General features: G+C 44.6%; 13 protein-coding genes. 9 read left to right on the top strand and 4 right to left on the bottom strand.

Going from position 1 to position 19018, the window contains the following annotated elements; all coding sequences use genetic code 11:
• Positions 1-5 precede the first annotated feature (5 nt).
• The 3 genes from DW036_RS10945 to DW036_RS10935 all read right to left on the bottom strand — a co-directional run bounded on the left by DW036_RS10945 (position 6) and on the right by DW036_RS10935 (position 2459).
• Positions 6-884 (bottom strand): YicC/YloC family endoribonuclease, encoded by an 879-nt coding sequence (locus DW036_RS10945; protein WP_118464204.1) that lies wholly within the window; start codon positions 882-884, stop codon positions 6-8.
• Positions 885-966: 82 nt separating this feature from the next.
• Positions 967-1896 (bottom strand): DUF3137 domain-containing protein, encoded by a 930-nt coding sequence (locus DW036_RS10940; protein WP_118464202.1) that lies wholly within the window; start codon positions 1894-1896, stop codon positions 967-969.
• Positions 1897-1907: 11 nt separating this feature from the next.
• Positions 1908-2459: a LemA family protein gene (locus tag DW036_RS10935; RefSeq protein WP_118464200.1), complete on the bottom strand. Its 552-nt coding sequence runs from the start codon at positions 2457-2459 to the stop codon at positions 1908-1910.
• A 204-nt stretch (positions 2460-2663) separates the two neighbouring features.
• On the opposite strand from DW036_RS10935, the gene tsaB reads away from it, so the two are divergent.
• The 7 genes from tsaB to rseP all read left to right on the top strand — a co-directional run bounded on the left by tsaB (position 2664) and on the right by rseP (position 9449).
• On the top strand, positions 2664-3356 hold the full coding sequence (gene tsaB, locus DW036_RS10930; protein WP_118464198.1) for a tRNA (adenosine(37)-N6)-threonylcarbamoyltransferase complex dimerization subunit type 1 TsaB: 693 nt from the start codon (positions 2664-2666) through the stop codon (positions 3354-3356).
• 3 nt (positions 3357-3359) lie between these two features.
• Entirely contained in the window at positions 3360-3980 is a 621-nt protein-coding gene (locus DW036_RS10925; RefSeq protein ID WP_118464196.1) for a DUF4290 domain-containing protein, read from the top strand.
• Positions 3981-4070: 90 nt separating this feature from the next.
• Positions 4071-5375: a UDP-N-acetylglucosamine 1-carboxyvinyltransferase gene (gene murA, locus DW036_RS10920; RefSeq protein WP_118464194.1), complete on the top strand. Its 1305-nt coding sequence runs from the start codon at positions 4071-4073 to the stop codon at positions 5373-5375.
• A 42-nt stretch (positions 5376-5417) separates the two neighbouring features.
• Positions 5418-5954: a ribosome maturation factor RimM gene (rimM, locus tag DW036_RS10915; RefSeq protein ID WP_118464192.1), complete on the top strand. Its 537-nt coding sequence runs from the start codon at positions 5418-5420 to the stop codon at positions 5952-5954.
• Between the two features lie 39 nt (positions 5955-5993).
• Positions 5994-6854, top strand: a complete 861-nt coding sequence (locus DW036_RS10910; protein WP_007667822.1) for a M23 family metallopeptidase — start codon at positions 5994-5996, stop codon at positions 6852-6854.
• A gap of 11 nt (positions 6855-6865) precedes the next feature.
• Positions 6866-8017 (top strand): 1-deoxy-D-xylulose-5-phosphate reductoisomerase, encoded by a 1152-nt coding sequence (locus DW036_RS10905; RefSeq protein WP_118464190.1) that lies wholly within the window; start codon positions 6866-6868, stop codon positions 8015-8017.
• A 97-nt stretch (positions 8018-8114) separates the two neighbouring features.
• On the top strand, positions 8115-9449 hold the full coding sequence (gene rseP / locus DW036_RS10900; RefSeq protein WP_118464188.1) for an RIP metalloprotease RseP: 1335 nt from the start codon (positions 8115-8117) through the stop codon (positions 9447-9449).
• 130 nt (positions 9450-9579) lie between these two features.
• Here rseP and DW036_RS10895 read toward each other — a convergent pair whose 3' ends face one another.
• Positions 9580-10479 (bottom strand): diaminopimelate dehydrogenase, encoded by a 900-nt coding sequence (locus DW036_RS10895; RefSeq protein ID WP_118464186.1) that lies wholly within the window; start codon positions 10477-10479, stop codon positions 9580-9582.
• Positions 10480-10730: 251 nt separating this feature from the next.
• On the opposite strand from DW036_RS10895, the gene ruvA reads away from it, so the two are divergent.
• Positions 10731-11336, top strand: coding sequence for a Holliday junction branch migration protein RuvA (ruvA, locus tag DW036_RS10890; RefSeq protein WP_118464184.1), 606 nt, complete (start codon positions 10731-10733; stop codon positions 11334-11336).
• A gap of 189 nt (positions 11337-11525) precedes the next feature.
• Positions 11526-18980, top strand: a complete 7455-nt coding sequence (gene sprA / locus DW036_RS10885; protein WP_118464182.1) for a cell surface protein SprA — start codon at positions 11526-11528, stop codon at positions 18978-18980.
• The last annotated feature ends 38 nt before the right edge of the window (positions 18981-19018 follow it).

Below are 19018 nucleotides of genomic sequence, written 5' to 3'. Positions count from 1 at the left end.
AGTAATTACATCACGTTCAATACCTGTTCTTTGATTTGTTCCAGCTCATCCTTCATCTGCACTACAATCTTCTGCATCTCAGCATGATTGGATTTGCTTCCCAACGTATTGATTTCACGTCCCATTTCCTGGGCAATGAAACCCAACTTCTTACCTTGTCCGCTTCCATCCTCCATAGTATTGATGAAGTATTTCAAGTGGTTGCTCAGACGTTGTTTTTCTTCGTTGATATCCAGTTTCTCAATGTAGTAGATGAGTTCCTGCTCCAGACGGTTCTTGTCATAGTCCACACTGATGGTCTTTTCCAAAGCATCTGTGATGCGTTCTTTGATTTTCTCTACGCGCTCTTTTTCGTATGGAGCAACAGAAGTCAGCAATTTGGCAATATTGGAAATCTTTTCGCGGAACTTCTTCTCTAAAGCCGCGCCTTCCTGTATACGGAAATCAACCAGATTTTGGATAGCCTGAAGCACAGTGGTATGAACAGCTTTCCATTCTTCCTCGCTCAGTTCCTGAATATCGTTCTTTGTCATCACGTCCGGCATGCGGAGCAAAGTAGAGAACCAGTCTTCGGGTGCAGGGATGCCTGTCGTTTCGGAGATAGTGCGAATCCGTTCGTAATACGCCACTACCACATCCTGATTAATGGGAGTAACAAGTTCACAGGCATCTTTTTTATCAATCCACAGACTGAAATCCACTTTACCACGTTCCAGTGCCTTAGCTATTTCGTTACGGATTTCTATTTCTTTTTCCCGGTAGAGGGGGGCGATGCGGGTTGACAGATCCATCGCTTTACTATTGAGCGATTTGATTTCTACATTGATTTTCTTATCGGACAGTTCAGCGGTCGCTTTACCGTATCCGGTCATGGATTGTATCATAAGATTCTTTAGTTTTCCGCAAAATTACATGAATATTTTCATTAGTGAAAATTATTCAAGAAATAAGTGATGTGTTTATCGCTTACTCTTTACTCCAAATGCGTGTATTCAGGTTCAGTTCCTCTACAATATCCAGCAAGGATTGAAGCACTGAAAAGTCCGACTTAAGGATGCTCATATCATTCAAAGAACTCCACACATCTGCTTCAAACCGATTCTTTGAATCCGGAATGGCAACCAAGATCGTGGAGTTCCGGAAACTAATGGTAACTCCTTTCTTGAAATTGCTGTCCAGCTTCAACATTCTTTCCATCATGGAAGGGGTAATCAGATAGCGGGCCTCAATCTGGTTAGTGGAAAAGACATCAAAGACTTTTTCAAAATCGGGATTTTCCATTTTCACTCTTGAAGTTCCCATTTTAACCTTGAAAAAGCTATTCCGCAGAATGGTCGTTTCCCCCTGAAATTCTTTATGAAAGTCAGCAATGAAAAGAAATCCTTTGAAAATATCTTCCCAATAATACTGTACTCCATTCTTGGTAGAACGAGCCCTACGCTCTTCAGCATGTACTTCGGAACAGATAAAGCTGGTTTTATCCAGACATCCTTCTATCAAGTCTTCGGCATGATAACGGTCGGGAGAAGTAAACAGCCCACTATTTCTAAAAAGATCCTCACCCACTCCGTTATTCGGAGAATAGGTCGCATTCGGACAAAAGGCATGGATTATTTCATCTACCACTTCTTCTTTATAAAAGGAGGAGAATATTTTCGACTTATTATTGATGCAAGTAATAAAAATGATTACAGAAATAACAACAATAACTATCGGACCAAAGATTCCTTCCAATTTAAGTATTAGCAAAGCGATCACTCCTACTACCAGAAAAACAGCAGCATAAATCAAACCCTCTGAACGCCCTTTCCTCAGGAGTTCCTTACGTTTATTTTCCAGAACTTGCAATGTGGGGGCCAGCTTCTGCGCCAGAGAGTCAAAATCTACATAATCCATTGCCGGCTATTTTATGAATTGAACAAGTTCTTTACATCCGGAGTCGCACGTTCTGCTTCCGGAATTGTCAGCACCGCTTTGTTTGTAAAGCCAAACATACCTGCCAACAGATTCGTAGGAAAAGTCTGGACGGCATTATTATAGTCGGTTACAGAAGCATTGTAAGTGCGGCGGGCAGCAGCCAACTGTTCTTCCGTTTCATTGAGCGAACGCTGCAATTGCAGGAAGTTTTCAGAAGCTTTTAGTTCGGGATAGTTCTCCGCCACTGCAAAGAATTGAGTACGCACTTTGGAAAACATTTTGTCAAAGTCCGCCTTTTCGCTGTCATTAAGAGAAGTATAAGTCTTGTTGCGCATTTCCGTTATTGCAGCAAATGTATCAGCTTCGTGCTTGGCATATTGCTGGACGGTTGCAACCAAATTGGGTATCAAATCGAAACGACGTTTCAACATGACATCAATAGCAGAAAAAGCATTTTCTATCTGATTTCTCTTTCTCACCAGTGAGTTGTACATCGAAATCACCACCAAAATAAAAAGTACAATAATAATAGCTACGATCATAATTACAGATACAACGACCTCCTTGTGCCGGTTATTTTATGTTAACGAATTCAGTATTTATTCCTAAAATCAGACAGCAAAGATAGAAATAATATAAAATACCTCCCAATAATGCCGTAAGAAAGATTCTGAACCCTTTTTGGATTCGCTTGTGTATCTGAAAATAAACCTGTAAATTTGCCACAATTAAACTAACAAAAGACTATGTCGTGTATCTTGCATATTGAAACGTCCACCTCGGCATGCTCCGTTGCAGTGAGTGAAGATGGACAAAATGTATTTAACAAAGAAGACCTGAACGGTCCGTCTCATGCCGCTCTGCTGGGGGTATTTATAGACGAAGCTCTGTCGTTTGCCGACAGTCATGCTATGCCGATTGACGCAGTAGCGGTGAGTTGCGGACCGGGTTCTTACACCGGATTACGTATCGGCGTATCTATGGCGAAAGGAGTTTGTTACGGACGCAATATTCCACTGATCGGTCTTCCGACATTGAAGGTGCAATGCGTGCCGGTACTGCTTTATCATGATGAATTGCCCGAAGATGCATTGCTATGCCCGATGATCGATGCACGCCGTATGGAGGTATATGCTGCCATTTACGACCGTGCCCTGAAACCTGTACGCGACATAGCCGCTGACATAGTAGACGAAAACTCTTATACGGAATTTCTGGATCAGCATCCCGTTTATTTCTTTGGAGACGGGGCAGCCAAGTGCAAAGATAAAATAACTCATCCCAATGCTCACTTCATTGACGACATTCGTCCGCTGGCAAAGATGATGTTCCCACTTGCTGAAAAAGCAATAGCCGAAAACGACTTTAAGGATGTAGCTTATTTTGAACCATTCTACCTGAAAGAGTTTGTAGCCTCCAAACCGAAAAAACTTTTATAATATATGCAATATAACACTCAACAAAAACGGATGCCTTTGCCGGAATACGGACGCAGCATCCAAAACATGGTTGACCATGCGTTGACAATCGAAGATCGCGCTGAACGCCAACGTTGCGCAAACACCATTATCAACATTATGGGTAATATGTTCCCGCATCTGCGTGATGTGCCCGATTTTAAACATAAACTATGGGATCATCTGGCTATCATGTCCGACTTCAGACTGGACATTGATTATCCTTATGAAATTATCCGCAAAGATAATTTGAATACCCGTCCGGAAATGATTCCCTACCCCAGTACCAAAATCCGTTACCGCCACTACGGCCGTACACTGGAAGTGTTGATAAAGAAAGCGATTGACTTCCCCGAAGGAGATGAAAAACAAAATCTGATTGCCTTGATCTGCAACCACATGAAGAAAGACTACATGACCTGGAACAAGGACACGGTAGACGACCGCAAAATTGCAGAAGATCTTAACGAATATTCAGGTGGCAAATTACAGATGACGGATGACATCATCAAACTGATGGCTGAACGTATCAATCAGAACTACCGTCCGAAAATAAACAATCAGAATAACCGGAGAGATAACCGGAATAATAAGAGAAAGTACTAACAGGTTTATGATTTCAGATTTATGATTTATAAGCGGAAAGTCCGTTCAATAAGTCATAAATCATAAATCATAAATCATAAATCCCTATTTATGGCATCATTCGTAATTGAAGGAGGACACAGACTATCCGGCGAGATTCATCCGCAAGGCGCAAAAAACGAGGTATTGCAGATTATCTGCGCCACGCTGCTGACAGCCGAAGAGGTGACCGTACATAACATTCCGGATATACTGGACGTCAACAATCTCATTCAATTGATGCGTGACATGGGCGTTACGGTATCCAGAAAAGGGCTTGATACGTATTGTTTCAAAGCTGAAAAGCTGGATTTGAGCTATCTGGAAAGCGATGAATTCCTGAAGAAATGTTCCAGTCTGCGAGGTTCGGTTATGTTAATCGGCCCGATGGTGGCACGCTTTCATAAAGCGATGATTTCAAAACCGGGTGGAGACAAGATAGGACGCAGACGTCTGGATACTCATTTTATCGGTATACAGAATCTGGGTGCAGATTTTTCATACAACGCAGAGCGCGAAGCGTATGAGATTTCAGCTTGCGAACTGAAAGGCACCTACATGTTGCTGGACGAAGCTTCGGTAACCGGAACTGCCAACATCGTGATGGCAGCGGTACTGGCCAAAGGAACAACCACTATTTATAATGCTGCCTGCGAACCGTATCTGCAACAACTTTGCAAGATGCTGAACCGCATGGGCGCCAAGATACAAGGCATTGCCTCCAATCTGTTGACCATTGAAGGAGTGGACGAACTGCACGGTACCGAACATACGATACTTCCCGATATGATCGAAGTCGGCAGTTTTATCGGTATGGCAGCCATGACGCAAAGTGAGCTCACCATCAAGAATGTTTCTTATGAAAACCTGGGCATCATCCCTGAAAGTTTCCGCCGTCTGGGTATCAAACTGGAACAACAGGGAGATGATATCTATGTTCCTGCACAGGAAACGTATCAGATAGAGTCGTTCATAGACGGTTCCATCATGACTATTGCCGATGCTCCCTGGCCGGGACTGACACCGGACTTGCTGAGTGTAATGCTCGTAGTTGCCACTCAGGCAAAAGGCAGCGTGCTAATCCATCAGAAGATGTTTGAGAGCCGCCTGTTCTTCGTGGACAAACTGATAGATATGGGAGCACAGATTATTCTTTGCGATCCTCACCGTGCCGTCGTCATTGGCCATAACCATGCCATGCGTCTGCGAGGCGGGAATATGACCTCACCTGATATTCGTGCCGGTATTGCATTGCTGATTGCCGCCATGAGCGCGGAAGGAAGCAGCCGTATCCACAATATTGAGCAAATAGACCGGGGGTATCAGGACATCGAAAGACGCCTGAACGCTATCGGAGCAAGAATTACGAGAATATGATATGGGATGGTGGAAGATGATTAAGAATGGTAGGATGATAAGATGATAAAAAGAGAAGATGTATATAAAATAGGAGTATTCAACAAGCCGCACGGCATTCACGGTGAGTTGTCATTCACATTCACCGATGACATTTTCGACCGGGTGGAAGCTGAATACTTAATCTGCCTGTTGGATGGTATTTTCGTACCTTTCTTCCTGGAAGAATACCGTTTCCGCTCCGACTCCACTGCATTGGTAAAGCTGGAAGGGGTAGACACAGCAGAACGTGCACGGATGTTCACCAACGTGGAAGTTTATTTTCCTTCCAAACATGCTGAAGATGCCGGACCGGGAGAACTGACCTGGGATTTCTTTGTAGGTTTCCGTGTAGAAGAAGTTAACCACGGAGACTTGGGAGAAGTGACAGAGGTAGATACCACAACCATCAACACCTTGTTTGTAGTTGATCATCAGGGAGAAGAGTTACTGATTCCTGCGCAAGAAGAATTCATCCTGAACATTGACCAAAAGCACAAAGTAATCACAATGGATTTACCCGAAGGATTGCTGGCTTTGGATGAAACAGAGGAAGTGTAAATAAGTGATTAGTGATAGAGTGAAAAGTGATTAGCGCGTATGGTGAAAAAGAAACGACATAAAGCATTCTGGAGTAATATCAAATTCAAATATAAGCTGACTATCATCAACGAGAATACACTCGAAGAAGTAGTCGGTCTCCGTGTATCCAAGTTAAACGGCATCTCGGTATTACTTTCTGTGCTGACTGTTTTGTTTCTGGTTGCCTCAGTTATCATTGCTTTCACTCCGTTGCGCAACTACTTGCCGGGATACATGAACAGTGAAATCCGTGCCCAAGTGGTAGAGAATGCTTTACGAGTAGATTCACTTCAACAGTTGGTAGATCGCCAGAATTTGTATATCATGAATATACAGGATATTTTCAGTGGAACCATACGGGTAGATACTGTGCACAATATGGACTCACTGACTACTGTACGCGAAGATTCGTTGATGGAACGCACACAGCGGGAAGCGGAGTTCCGGAAACAATATGAAGAAACAGAAAAGTATAATCTGACAAGCATTACAGCCCGCCCGGACATAGAAGGATTGATATTTTATCGTCCCACGCGGGGGATGATTACAGAAAAATTTGATGCTGACAGAAAACATTACGGTACGGATATCGCCGCCAATCCCGGAGAGAGCGTACTTGCTACGCTGGATGGTACAGTTATCTTGAGTACTTATACGGCCGAAACAGGATATGTGATAGAAGTACAACATAATCAAGACTTTATATCCGTATATAAGCATTGCAGTTCCTTATTGAAACGTGAAGGGGACACTGTACAGGCCGGAGAGGCTATTGCTTTGGTAGGAAACAGTGGACAACTGACAACCGGTCCTCACCTGCACTTTGAGTTATGGCACAAAGGACGGGCGGTGAATCCGGAACAATATATTGTATTTTAAGTGATAGATAAATGAAAAAACAAATTGCTATACTCGGTTCCACCGGCTCCATAGGTACGCAGGCATTACAGGTGATTGAAGAACAATGCGACCAGTACGAAGCGTATGTGCTGACCGCCAACAACCGTGTAGAAGAACTCATTGCCCAGGCTCGGAAATTCAAACCTGAAGCGGTGGTTATAGCCAACGAAACGAAATATGCCCAACTGAAAGAAGCCCTCGCCGACCTGCCTATCAAAGTATATGCAGGAACGGATGCTATCTGCCAGATTGTGGAAGACTCGGAAATTGACATCGTACTGACTGCGATGGTAGGTTATGCCGGACTGAAACCAACCATGAATGCTATTCGTGCCCGTAAACCTATCGCTCTTGCCAACAAGGAGACGCTTGTTGTGGCAGGGGAGCTGATTAACGATATGGCACGCCTATCCGGCACACTTATATTACCGGTAGATTCCGAACATTCAGCCGTTTTCCAATGTTTAGCGGGAGAACTCGGCAATCCGATAGAGAAGGTGATCCTTACGGCATCCGGTGGTCCGTTCCGCAATTGCACGATGGAGCAACTGGCTATGGTAACCAAAGCCCAAGCCTTGAAACATCCTAATTGGGATATGGGAGCGAAGATCACGATTGATTCCGCATCAATGATGAACAAAGGATTCGAGGTGATAGAAGCAAAATGGTTATTCGGTGTACGTCCGGATCAGATTGAAGTGGTGGTACATCCGCAATCAATTATACATTCGATGGTGCAGTTTGAAGACGGTGCAGTAAAGGCACAATTGGGTATGCCGGACATGCGTCTGCCTATTCAGTATGCATTCTCTTATCCGCAACGCCTGAAGGCTTCATTTCCCCGGTTAGATTTCAAGATGTGCACAAACCTGACATTCGAACAACCGGACACTACCCGTTTCCGCAATCTGGCTTTGGCTTACGAAGCTTTGCACAAAGGTGGAAATATGCCCTGTATCGTGAATGCAGCCAATGAAGTGGTAGTTGCCGCTTTCCTGCGGGATGAGATTTCATTCCTCGGCATGAGTGATGTGATAGAGAAAGCAATGTCTATTGTATCGTTTGTGGCAAAACCGGAATATGAGGACTATGTAGCTACGGATGCGATGACACGCCGTATTGCACAAGAGTTGATAAAATAAAAATAGTACAGGTATTAGAGTATCTCAACTCCCTTCTTCCTCGGAGGAGAATAAGAATAGTAAATAGTAGTTAATAGTAAAATAGAAAAATTATTAGATGGAAACATTTTTGATTCGTGCCCTGCAACTCATTATGAGCCTTTCATTGCTCGTTATCGTTCACGAGGGAGGGCACTTCCTCTTCGCCCGTCTTTTCAAGACACGGGTAGAAAAGTTCTGTTTGTTCTTCGACCCTTGGTTTACCCTGTTCAAGTTCAAGCCGAAAAATAGTGATACGGAATATGGTATTGGCTGGTTGCCGTTAGGTGGTTATGTAAAGATATCAGGTATGATAGATGAGTCTATGGATACCGAACAGATGCAACAGCCAATGCAACCGTGGGAGTTCCGAGCCAAACCGGCATGGCAACGGTTGCTAATCATGACAGGTGGTGTATTGTTCAATTTCATATTGGCATTATTCATCTATTCTATGATACTTTATACCTGGGGAGATGAATACGTACCGGTACAAAAAGCCCCATTGGGTATGGAATTCAATGAAACGGCAAAAGCTATCGGTTTCCGTGACGGTGACATATTGATATCTGCCGATGGTGTACCCTTTGAACGTTATGGCGGTGACATGCTGACAAGCGTTGTCGATGCCCGTCAGGTAACAGTACGCCGTGATGGACAAGAGGTATCTGTTTATATTCCTGAGAATTTTATGGAACGTTTGCTGGCTGACAGTGTACGTTTTGCCTCATTCCGCTATCCGTATGTTATTGATAGTATTTGTGCCAACCGCCCTGCCGCCCTTGCCGGCTTGCAAGCAGGTGACAGCATTATGCAATTGGACGGAAAGAACATTGCTTATTTCGATTTTAAAGAAGAGATGTTACGCCGTCAGAAAGCGGATTCAGCTTCTCATGATATCACATTGACTTATGCACGTGCCGGAGTGATAGATACTATAACCTTTGCTACAGATTCAATCTATGAGATAGGTGTAGTGGCACGTACGGCAACCAACCAGTTACTGCCGGTTGTAAAGAAAGAATATAGTTTTCTGGCCTCTTTCCCCGCTGGTGCAGCATTGGGAGTACAAACTCTGAAAGGCTATGTAGGACAGATGAAATATCTCTTTTCTAAAGAGGGTGCCAAACAATTGGGTGGCTTTGGAACTATCGGAAGCATCTTCCCTGCTACATGGGATTGGCACCAGTTTTGGTATATGACGGCATTCCTTTCTATTATCCTCGCCTTCATGAATATCCTGCCTATTCCGGCACTGGATGGCGGACATGTGCTATTCCTTATTTATGAGATTGTGGCTCGTCGCAAACCAAGTGATAAGTTTATGGAGCGTGCGCAAATGGTGGGTATGTTTCTACTATTCGGATTGCTGCTTTGGGCAAACTTTAATGATATTCTGCGGTTCCTGTTCTAACACAGGATCTACTTTATAAAAACAGATGGTCTGTTTATGCAAAACGGATTATCTGTTTAAAACAAATAGACCATCTATTCGGAGTGAATAGATGGTCTATTTTATTATATGAAATATCTATCGTATTTTCTTACACTAAATGTCCGATCCACTCTTCACGATCTCCCGGCAAAAGATCAATAACCGGAACCTCCACCATGGTGTAACAACCAGGTTGTTGACGCATGGAAGCGCGAGCTACACAAACCAATACCTGAGCAGTAAGTGCAGGATTATTAATGCGCATATTGAACTCAAACAATTGATTCTGAGTTTTACCGGAAACGCCTTTACGAGTGAGGTTTACGCCATGTCCCATGTCAAGCAAAGCATCTACGCTGGGAACTAATTTCACATGAGTCTCATCATTCACGAAGTATGGGTCTGCTTTGATGGCAGCAGCCACTTTATCAAACTCATAACCGTCTTTTAATTCGATGTAAACCATGCGGCGATGAATACCTGTTCCAGTAGGAATAGTCATGGAAAGGGCAGCCTTTACACCGTCAATAGCTTTTACAGCTACGGTATGTCCCATACTCATTCCCGGACCAAAGTTTGTATAAGTAATTCCTTTCGGAGCAATTGCTTCCAACAAGGTACGTACAATAGAATCGCTTCCCGGGTCCCAGCCTGCAGAAATAATAGAAACCGCATTATGCTCTTTTGCAGAAGCAGACAGTGTGCGACGCAAATCTACAATACCGGTATGGATATCGAAGCTGTCAACCGTATTGATACCAAGTGCAAGAATTTCTTTGGCATAAGTCTCTACACTGCGGGTTGGTGTGCAAAGAATTGCGACATCAACGTCTTCCAATTCCTTGATATTCTTTACAACAGGGTATTCACTCAGTTCTGCGGGACGGTTTTCAGCTCCGGCTCGGCGTACTACGCCGGCAATTTCAAAGTCGGGAGCCGCTTGCAACGCTTCGAGCACGTATTGCCCGATATTGCCATAGCCAACAATGGCTGCTCTTACTTTTTTCATTCTTTTATTGAATTTATTTATCAGTTTTCTATTTTATCGGCACAAAAGTAATCATTTTCATTCAATTTAACCACAAAACGATTCAGTGTTCCACAGAGTTTTTTCTTTATTAAGACTTCTTTCAAACTTATGTACCTTCAAAGACTTGTCACTCTAAAACAATTTCCAAAGGAAAAAGTTCCCCGAAACTCTTCTGAGTCTGTAATGAAGAAACACAATATTCCTCGCTCGCGCGCGTTATAGTAAGTATTATGATAGAATACATCAGAGGCGGACTTGCCGAGCTCAGCCCGGCAACCGCAGTTATCGACTGTAACGGATTGGGATATGCCGTTAATATTTCATTAAATACGTATGCTGCCATCCAAGGCAAAAAAGAGTGTAAACTGTATATCTACGAGGCTATACGTGAGGATGCATATGTACTCTACGGCTTTGCAGATAAACAAGAGCGTGAATTATTCCTGTTGCTGATTTCCGTTTCGGGCATTGGCGGTAATACTGCACGAATGATACTTTCAGCACTCTCACCGGCAGAACTGGTGAATGTCATCAGTACTGAAAATGCCAATTTACTGAAGACAGTGAAAGGTATCGGATTAAAAACAGCCCAACGGGTGATTGTGGATTTGAAAGATAAAATCAAGACAGGTGCTGCAAGCGCAGGAAGTTCGATAGGAAGTCTCGGCGGAATGCTATCTGCTGCTAATGCACAGGTGCAGGAAGAAGCTATTGCAGCACTGACAATGTTGGGATTTGCACAGGCACCATCACAAAAGGTAGTTTTGGCAATATTGAAAGAAGAGCCGGATGCACCGGTGGAGCAGGTTATTAAGTTGGCGCTGAAAAGACTTTAGTAAATGATAAGTGGCACAAGCAAAGGTTACCTGCCTGTTAATGTTCTCCGTTTAGTTTCACCTTGACTGAGTTATTCTCAAGCCTATGAGAATGTTTTCTCACAGGCTTGAGAATAAAGTCTCACAAATGTGAGAAAACATTCTCCCTACGGTGAGAATAAAAGAATTATTCTACCGAAAGATAATAACATGAAGTCTCCTCGTATACGACATATCATCTGGTTATCGCTGCTGTGGCTCATGCCTGGCAGCTTTGTCGTTATGGGACAGAATGTAAATGGGGAAAGTGCACAAGAAGCGGAAAATGTACAAGATACAATAGCTCCGCGATATTCCGTTCGCAAGACCGTGCCGGGTACACTAAAAGACCTTTCTCCCCACCCTGCCGACCTGCAATCCCCTATGAACCTGCGAACCGAGGCAGAATATGATGCAAAAACAGACAGGTACTACATACGTACAAAATTAGGGAATACCGAAATCGGTGTGCCGATGATATTAACCCCCGAAGAATATCTGGATTGGACATTGAAACAATCCATGCAATCTTATTACCGCCAAAAGAACGGAGAACAAATCGGCAAAGGAAAAGAGGCTTTCGACTTTATGGATATGAAGTTCAACCTTGGTCCGGCAGAGAAATTGTTCGGCCCCGGTGGGGTACAGATACGTACACAAGGTAATGCGGAACTCAGCTTCGGCATGACATACAAAAACGTAAAGAACCCCTCACTTCCGGAAAGCCAACGCAAAACACTCGGTTTTGACTTTGACGAGAAAATTAATATCAACGTCAATGGAAAAGTAGGTGACAAGGTGAATATGAACATGAACTACAACACCGATGCAACCTTTGATTTTGACACCAAACGGCTGAAACTGAAATATGAAGGAAAAGAAGATGAGATCATCAAACTGATTGAAGCCGGTAATGTGAGCATGTCCACCAATAACTCACTAATACGCGGAGCATCCGCACTGTTCGGTATTCGCACGGACCTGCAATTCGGCAAGCTAAAGCTACAAGCTGTCATCAGCCAGCAAGAGAGTGAGGCCAAAACAGTGACAAGCCGCGGTGGTGCACAAACCACTACTTTCGACTTCTCCGCAGATAATTACGAAGAAAATCGTCACTTTTTTCTAGCCCATTATTTCCGGGATACTTATGACAAAAACCTGGCTCAACTTCCAAACATCCTTTCGGGAATCACAATTAACCGAATTGAAGTATGGGTAACCAATAAACGAAATAACTATGATAATCCCCGCAATATTGTAGCATTAACTGACCTCGGGGAGGCCTTTCATATTGGTAACAACACAGCTTGGCAGGGAATAGGAAACCCATCCAGCCCGACTTCCAATGTCAATGCACCCACCAACAATGCCAATACCCTTTATGCGCAGATGACCAGTACCTATGCTGCTGCCCGCGACATCAGCCAGGTAAGCAACACCATGAACAATATTCCCGGTGTAGAGGGTGGTATGGATTATGAGAAGATTGAAAGTGCCCGACTTCTCACTTCTTCGGAATATACTTTGAACAGTAAGCTAGGCTATATTTCACTAAAACAAACCCTGCAACCGGATGAAGTGTTGGCAGTCGCTTTTGAATACACACTGGGGGGACGGAGTTATCAGGTAGGTGAATTTTCTTCTGACATCAAAGAGACAGGACAAAGTTTATTTGTGAAACTATTGAAGAATACGGCTAACTCTCCCGATGCCGCCTGCTGGGATCTGATGATGAAAAACGTCTATAGTCTCAATGCCTACTCTGTTCAAAAGGAGAAGTTCCAGTTGAATATCACCTACCAAAGTGATACGAAAGGTGTGTATCTACGTTATATTCCCGAAGGCAAGATTGCCAAAATGCCTCTATTACGCGTCATGAATCTCGACCGCCTCAACAGCCAGAACCAAACAGGTGCAGACGGTTTCTTCGACTTTGTAGAAGGCTATACTGTAACTGCTGCAGACGGACGTATTTATTTTCCGGTTGTAGAACCTTTCGGCAGTCATTTGCGAAAAGCAATCGGTAATGACGCACTGGCAGATAAATACGTATTTCAGGAACTTTATGATTCTACCCGTACTGTTGCCAGACAAACTGCAGAGAAGAATAAATACCGATTGACGGGAGAATACCGTGCCTCCAATGCAAATGAAATACGATTGGGAGCCATGAATGTTCCGCAAGGGTCGGTACATGTAACAGCTGGTGGTATGACGCTGGTTGAGAATTCTGACTACACAGTAGATTACACATTGGGAATAGTTACCATCCTCAACCAAAGCATCATAGATGCCGGCACAGCCATCAGCGTAAATCTGGAAAGCAACACACTTTACAGCATGCAGCGCAAAACGATGATGGGACTAAACTTCACTTATGATTTCTCGCAAAACTTCTCTTTCGGAGGAAGCATCATGCACCTCAGCGAAAAACCGCTGACGAGCAAAGTGGCAATGGGTGACGAACCCCTCTCCAACACTTTATGGGGGGTAAATGCTTCATGGAAGAAAGAGAGTCAATGGCTGACAAACATGATAGATAAGTTACCTTTTGTCAATGCCACCGTCCCCAGTAGTATCAATCTGGGTGTGGAATTCGCCCACCTCATTCCGGGACATGCCAAAGGACTACAACAAAACGCTTCGTACATCGATGACTTTGAAAGCACGCAAAGTGGTATCGACCTTCGCCAGCCCTCATACTGGATGCTGGCGAGCACTCCCTACAGCCCTTCCGCCTCTGCCCTCTTTCCCGAAGCATCACTCAGTAATGATATAAACTACGGAAAAAACCGGGCATTACTGGCATGGTATCATATTGACGGACTTTTTACCCGACGCAATTCTTCGCTGACACCGACACACATCAAAAATGATCTTAACCAACTTAGTAATCACTACGTACGCGAAGTATATGAACAAGAACTTTTTCCTAATAAGGAAACCCCTTATCAGGAGTCAGCCTCTATGAATGTACTGAACCTGGCATATTACCCGCAGGAACGGGGACCCTATAATCTCGATACGGATATGAATTCGGATGGTACTCTGCGTAATCCGGAGAAACGCTGGGGAGGTATGATGCGCAAATTGGATACAAGTGACTTTGAAGCTGCAAATATCGAGTATGTTTCATTCTGGTTGCTCGATCCTTTCATCTATGCAGAAGATGGTACGCTTATTAAAAATACGACTTCTACCGCCCGCGGAGGTGACCTTTATATCAATCTCGGAGAAGTATCCGAAGATATATTGAAAGACGGCAAGAAATTCTTTGAAAATGGTCTGCCCATTGATGGAGATATGACAAAAACCGAAGAAACCGTCTGGGGACGTGTCCCCAGAGACCGTAGTGTAGTGTATGCCTTCGATAATACTTCCGGCGCACGCCGCCGCCAGGATGTCGGTCTGAACGGGCTCTCCACAGAAGACGAACGTACTTTCTCCACGTATCAGAAATATCTGGAACGAGTACAAGGCATCGTTAATGCCGAAGCTTACCAGAAGTTATACAATGACCCGGCAGGTGATACTTATCATTATTTCCGGGGCAGTGATTATGACCGGGAGGAACGTAGTATCCTGGATCGTTACAAATACTACAACAATACCGAAGGCAACTCCACAGCCAGTGAAGACTCTCCGGAGCGATATGACATATCCTCAAAAACCGTACCCGATGTAGAAGATATCAATCAGGACAATACACTGAACGAAACTGAAAAATATTTCCAATATCGTGTCCGCCTTGCTCCCACCGATCTGAAAGTAGGGCAAAACTATATCACCGACAAAAGAACAGTCAGCGTCCGCCTGCGCAACGGGCAAACAGAAGAAGTGACCTGGTATCAGTTCAAAGTACCTGTACGCAGTGGTGAAGCGGTGGGAAGCATTAAGGATTTTAAATCCATCCGCTTCATGCGTATGTTCCTGACCGGATTTGAGAACCCCGTTGTACTACGCTTCGCCACACTCGAATTAGTACGTGGTGAATGGCGTACCTATACCGATGCCTTGAACAACACACAGCAAGGTGCTTCTACCACCAGTTCCGCTACATTAGATGTATCTGCCGTCAACATCGAAGAAAATGGTGACCGCACTCCGGTAAACTATGTAATGCCTCCGGGTATTTCCCGTGTCATCGATCCCGGACAACCGCAACTCCGTCAACAGAATGAACAAGCCATGAGCTTGAAACTGGAAAAGTTGGCTCCCGGTGATGCCCGTGCCGTCTACAAAAACACCGGTATGGATATGAGACAGTACAAACGCCTGCAGATGTTTGCTCATGCTGAAGCCCTGCCCGACCTCAGTACTGATCCACAAGATGGTGAACTCTCCGTGTTTATCCGTCTCGGTTCGGACTATCGCAGCAATTATTATGAATACGAAATTCCACTCACACTCACTCCCCACGGAGAGTATAATGGAAGCACTGCCGCCGGTTGCCTTGCCGTCTGGCCTAAGTCAAATAATCTGGATATCGACCTCAGTGTGCTGACCAATGCAAAAAAAGCACGCAATCGCCTGAAGAATATCTCAAATAGTGGTGTAACCTATGCCAAAGTCTATTCCGAATATGATCCGGATAAGCCTGCTAACAAAATAAGTGTAATTGGTAATCCGTCGTTGGCAGAAGTAAAGACCCTGATGATCGGAGTTCGCAATAATTCTCGTACCGTCAAGTCTGCAGAAATCTGGGTAAACGAACTGCGTCTCACCGAATTCAATGAAGAAGGTGGTTGGGCTGCACAGGGCAATCTCAATGTGCAACTCTCTGATATAGGTAGTATCAATCTGGCCGGACACATGGAAACAGCCGGTTTCGGCGGATTGGAACAAAGTGTCAGTGAACGCCGTCTGGATGACTACTATCAATACAGCTTCACTACTACATTCGACCTTGGACGCTTCTTTCCCAAGAAAGCCAAACTGACTGCGCCCATTTATTTCTCCTACTCCAAAGAAGCCACTACGCCCAAGTATAATCCGCTGGACAAAGATATGTTACTGGATGATGCACTTGACGCCTGCACCACCGATTGGGAACGCGACTCACTGATGAATATAGCCCGTGAAATTACTACCTACCGTAATTTCAGCCTCAGCAATGCACGGCTGGGTATCACCAGTAAGAATCCCATGCCATACGATCCGGGAAACTTTACTTTCAGCTACTCCCGTTCCCTACGTCATAATCAAGGCAGTACTACCGCCTATGAAAATGAAACAGACTGGCGTGCTGCTATGACTTATAACTACGCTCCCATATACCGTCCATGGGAACCTTTCAAAAGCATGGAGAACAAGTCTCCCTGGATGCGCTTCATTAAGGAATTCAATCTGAACTGGCTACCTCAAAGTATATCATTCAATACCGACATGACGCGCCATTACTACGAACTGCAACTCCGTGACCTGGAAGCATTGACCTCCGGAATATCTGTGGGCAATGGAGACATCAGTATCGAAAGTATTCCAATCTCTGTAGCCAAAGAATTTCTCTGGAACCGTGACTTTGCCCTGCGCTGGGACCTGACAAAAAGCCTTCGCTTCAATTTCACCTCTGCTACCCACGCTGAAATAGTAGAGCCCTACGGTGTAGTGAATAAAGACCTTTATCCCGACGAATACACAGCCTGGAAGGATACTGTCCGCCGTAGCCTGCTCTCACTCGGTCGTCCCATCGACTTCCAGCAGACATTCAATGCTACCTATAAACTCCCATTTGATAAATTCCCCGCCACTGACTGGATCAGTGGAGATCTCCGCTTTGCTTCTTCCTATAATTGGGATCGTGGCGTCTCTTTATCCGAAGGCATAGAAATGGGAAATACTGTCAGCAACCAACGAAGTATCGATGTAAATTCCCGTTTCAATCTTGAAGCGTTATATAACAAGATCCCCTATCTGAAGCAAGTAAACCGTCGTTTCTCTGCCTCGTATCGCAAACCGACATCCCCCAAAGAACAGAAGCCACGCCGCTACGATAAAGAAGTACAACTACGTGCAGATACCACCCTCACGATACAGCACAATATGAACTCCCGTCGTCCCAAAGTCAGTGCACTTACAGTCGACGGGCGTCGTTATCCTGTAAATTATAAGGTCCTAAGTGCCAATTCCCTCCGTATCGATACAAAAGATACGGCACGCATTAAACTTACGATCATTCCCGGGCCCAATCCGGAAGATGGCTGGTGGTATAAATTCGGGCAACATACCGCCCGCTTCGCTATGAGCGTGCGCAATTTTAGCTTTACGTACAAGAATACATATGCCATGACCCTTCCCGGCTTCCGTCCTGAAGTCGGTGACATGTTCGGACAAAAAAAACATGGTGGCTTCCTTGCTCCGGGAATAGACTTTGCTTTTGGTCTTACCGGAGATGGCTACATTGATCGTGCCCTACAAAACGATTGGCTTGTTTGTAACGACTCCATTGTAAGTCCGGCCAGTAGCAATGCACTGGAAGACTTGCAACTACGTATTTCCCTGGAGCCAATACGCGACCTCAAAATAGACCTCACTGCCAATCGTACCCGTAACCGTAGTCGCGAAATGCAATATATGTTCGCAGGCATGCCGGATACCCGCAGTGGCAATTTCTCTATGAGCATCATTTCTATCGGAAGTTCTTTCGAACGACTCAGTGCCGGAGATGGCTACCGTTCCGGTACTTTCGAACGCTTCCGTCGTAACCTCGATGTTATCCGGGACCGTGTGGAAACTCAGTTCATTGGTGCACAATACCCACAAAGCAGCACCTTTGCCGGTAAGACATTCGATCCAACCAACGGCACTATCAGCAAACATTCACCGGACGTAATGATACCTGCTTTCCTTGCCGCTTATACCGGAAGGAATGCCCGTAACTCGGCTCTCGACTTCTTCCCCAGCCTGTTCTCCATGATGCCGAACTGGCGCATTACCTACACCGGACTCACCAAGATAGCCTGGTTCAAAAAGAATTTCCGCAGCGTCAATCTGAATCACGCCTACCGGAGTACATATAGTGTCGGCAGCTACAATACTTTCCAAAGTTTTATGAGCTACATGGGCGATCTTGGCTTTGTAGAAGATGTACAAACAGGAAATCCCATTCCTTCATCCCGTTTCGATATCAGCATGGTATCCATCAACGAGCAATTCTCTCCTCTCATTGGTATGGATGCTACTCTCAAAAATGGACTTACTGCCAAGGTAGAATATAAAACCAGCCGTATTCTAAATCTTAGTATGAGTGCCTGCCAACTGGTAGAAACAGCCTCACGTGACTTTGTAATCGGTCTGGGATACAAGATTGTAAACTTCAACTTATTCAGCCGCCGCAATGTAAAGGACAGTAAAAATCGTGTCAGCCATGATCTTGCTCTTCGCACCGATATATCATTCCGTAACCAGTCGGCCCTTTGCCGTGATATCCAACAAGGATTTGCCCAGGCTACCAATGGAAACAAAGCCCTTAAAATATCCTGTTCTGCAGACTACACCCTAAGTCGCCTCCTAACTTTGCGCCTCTACTACGATCGTCAGCAAAATACCCCACTGATATCTTCCAGTTCGTACCCCGTTGTCAGTGCAGACTTCGGTTTCAGTATGAAATTCTCACTGACGCGGTAAATATATCCGACGGTAGGAGCACAAGTTCAAGGGAAAGC

The organism is Bacteroides sp. AF39-11AC (genome assembly GCF_003474285.1).
In the GTDB taxonomy this organism is placed as follows: Bacteria; Bacteroidota; Bacteroidia; order Bacteroidales; family Bacteroidaceae; genus Bacteroides.
Note: the sequence above shows the minus strand (reverse complement) of the source record. Positions and strands in the feature narration are given on the sequence as shown.

What these genes read in the sequence shown, in the direction of transcription:
- rimM (WP_118464192.1), top strand. Translation starts at nt 5,418, where the DNA reads ATGATAAAAAGAGAAGATGTATATAAAATAGGAGTATTCAACAAGCCG.
- DW036_RS10910 (WP_007667822.1), top strand. Translation starts at nt 5,994, where the DNA reads ATGGTGAAAAAGAAACGACATAAAGCATTCTGGAGTAATATCAAATTC.
- DW036_RS10945 (WP_118464204.1), bottom strand. Translation starts at nt 884, where the DNA reads ATGATACAATCCATGACCGGATACGGTAAAGCGACCGCTGAACTGTCC.
- DW036_RS10895 (WP_118464186.1), bottom strand. Translation starts at nt 10,479, where the DNA reads ATGAAAAAAGTAAGAGCAGCCATTGTTGGCTATGGCAATATCGGGCAA.
- sprA (WP_118464182.1), top strand. Translation starts at nt 11,526, where the DNA reads ATGAAGTCTCCTCGTATACGACATATCATCTGGTTATCGCTGCTGTGG.
- DW036_RS10940 (WP_118464202.1), bottom strand. Translation starts at nt 1,896, where the DNA reads ATGGATTATGTAGATTTTGACTCTCTGGCGCAGAAGCTGGCCCCCACA.
- tsaB (WP_118464198.1), top strand. Translation starts at nt 2,664, where the DNA reads ATGTCGTGTATCTTGCATATTGAAACGTCCACCTCGGCATGCTCCGTT.
- DW036_RS10905 (WP_118464190.1), top strand. Translation starts at nt 6,866, where the DNA reads ATGAAAAAACAAATTGCTATACTCGGTTCCACCGGCTCCATAGGTACG.
- murA (WP_118464194.1), top strand. Translation starts at nt 4,071, where the DNA reads ATGGCATCATTCGTAATTGAAGGAGGACACAGACTATCCGGCGAGATT.
- DW036_RS10925 (WP_118464196.1), top strand. Translation starts at nt 3,360, where the DNA reads ATGCAATATAACACTCAACAAAAACGGATGCCTTTGCCGGAATACGGA.
- DW036_RS10935 (WP_118464200.1), bottom strand. Translation starts at nt 2,459, where the DNA reads ATGATCGTAGCTATTATTATTGTACTTTTTATTTTGGTGGTGATTTCG.
- ruvA (WP_118464184.1), top strand. Translation starts at nt 10,731, where the DNA reads ATGATAGAATACATCAGAGGCGGACTTGCCGAGCTCAGCCCGGCAACC.
- rseP (WP_118464188.1), top strand. Translation starts at nt 8,115, where the DNA reads ATGGAAACATTTTTGATTCGTGCCCTGCAACTCATTATGAGCCTTTCA.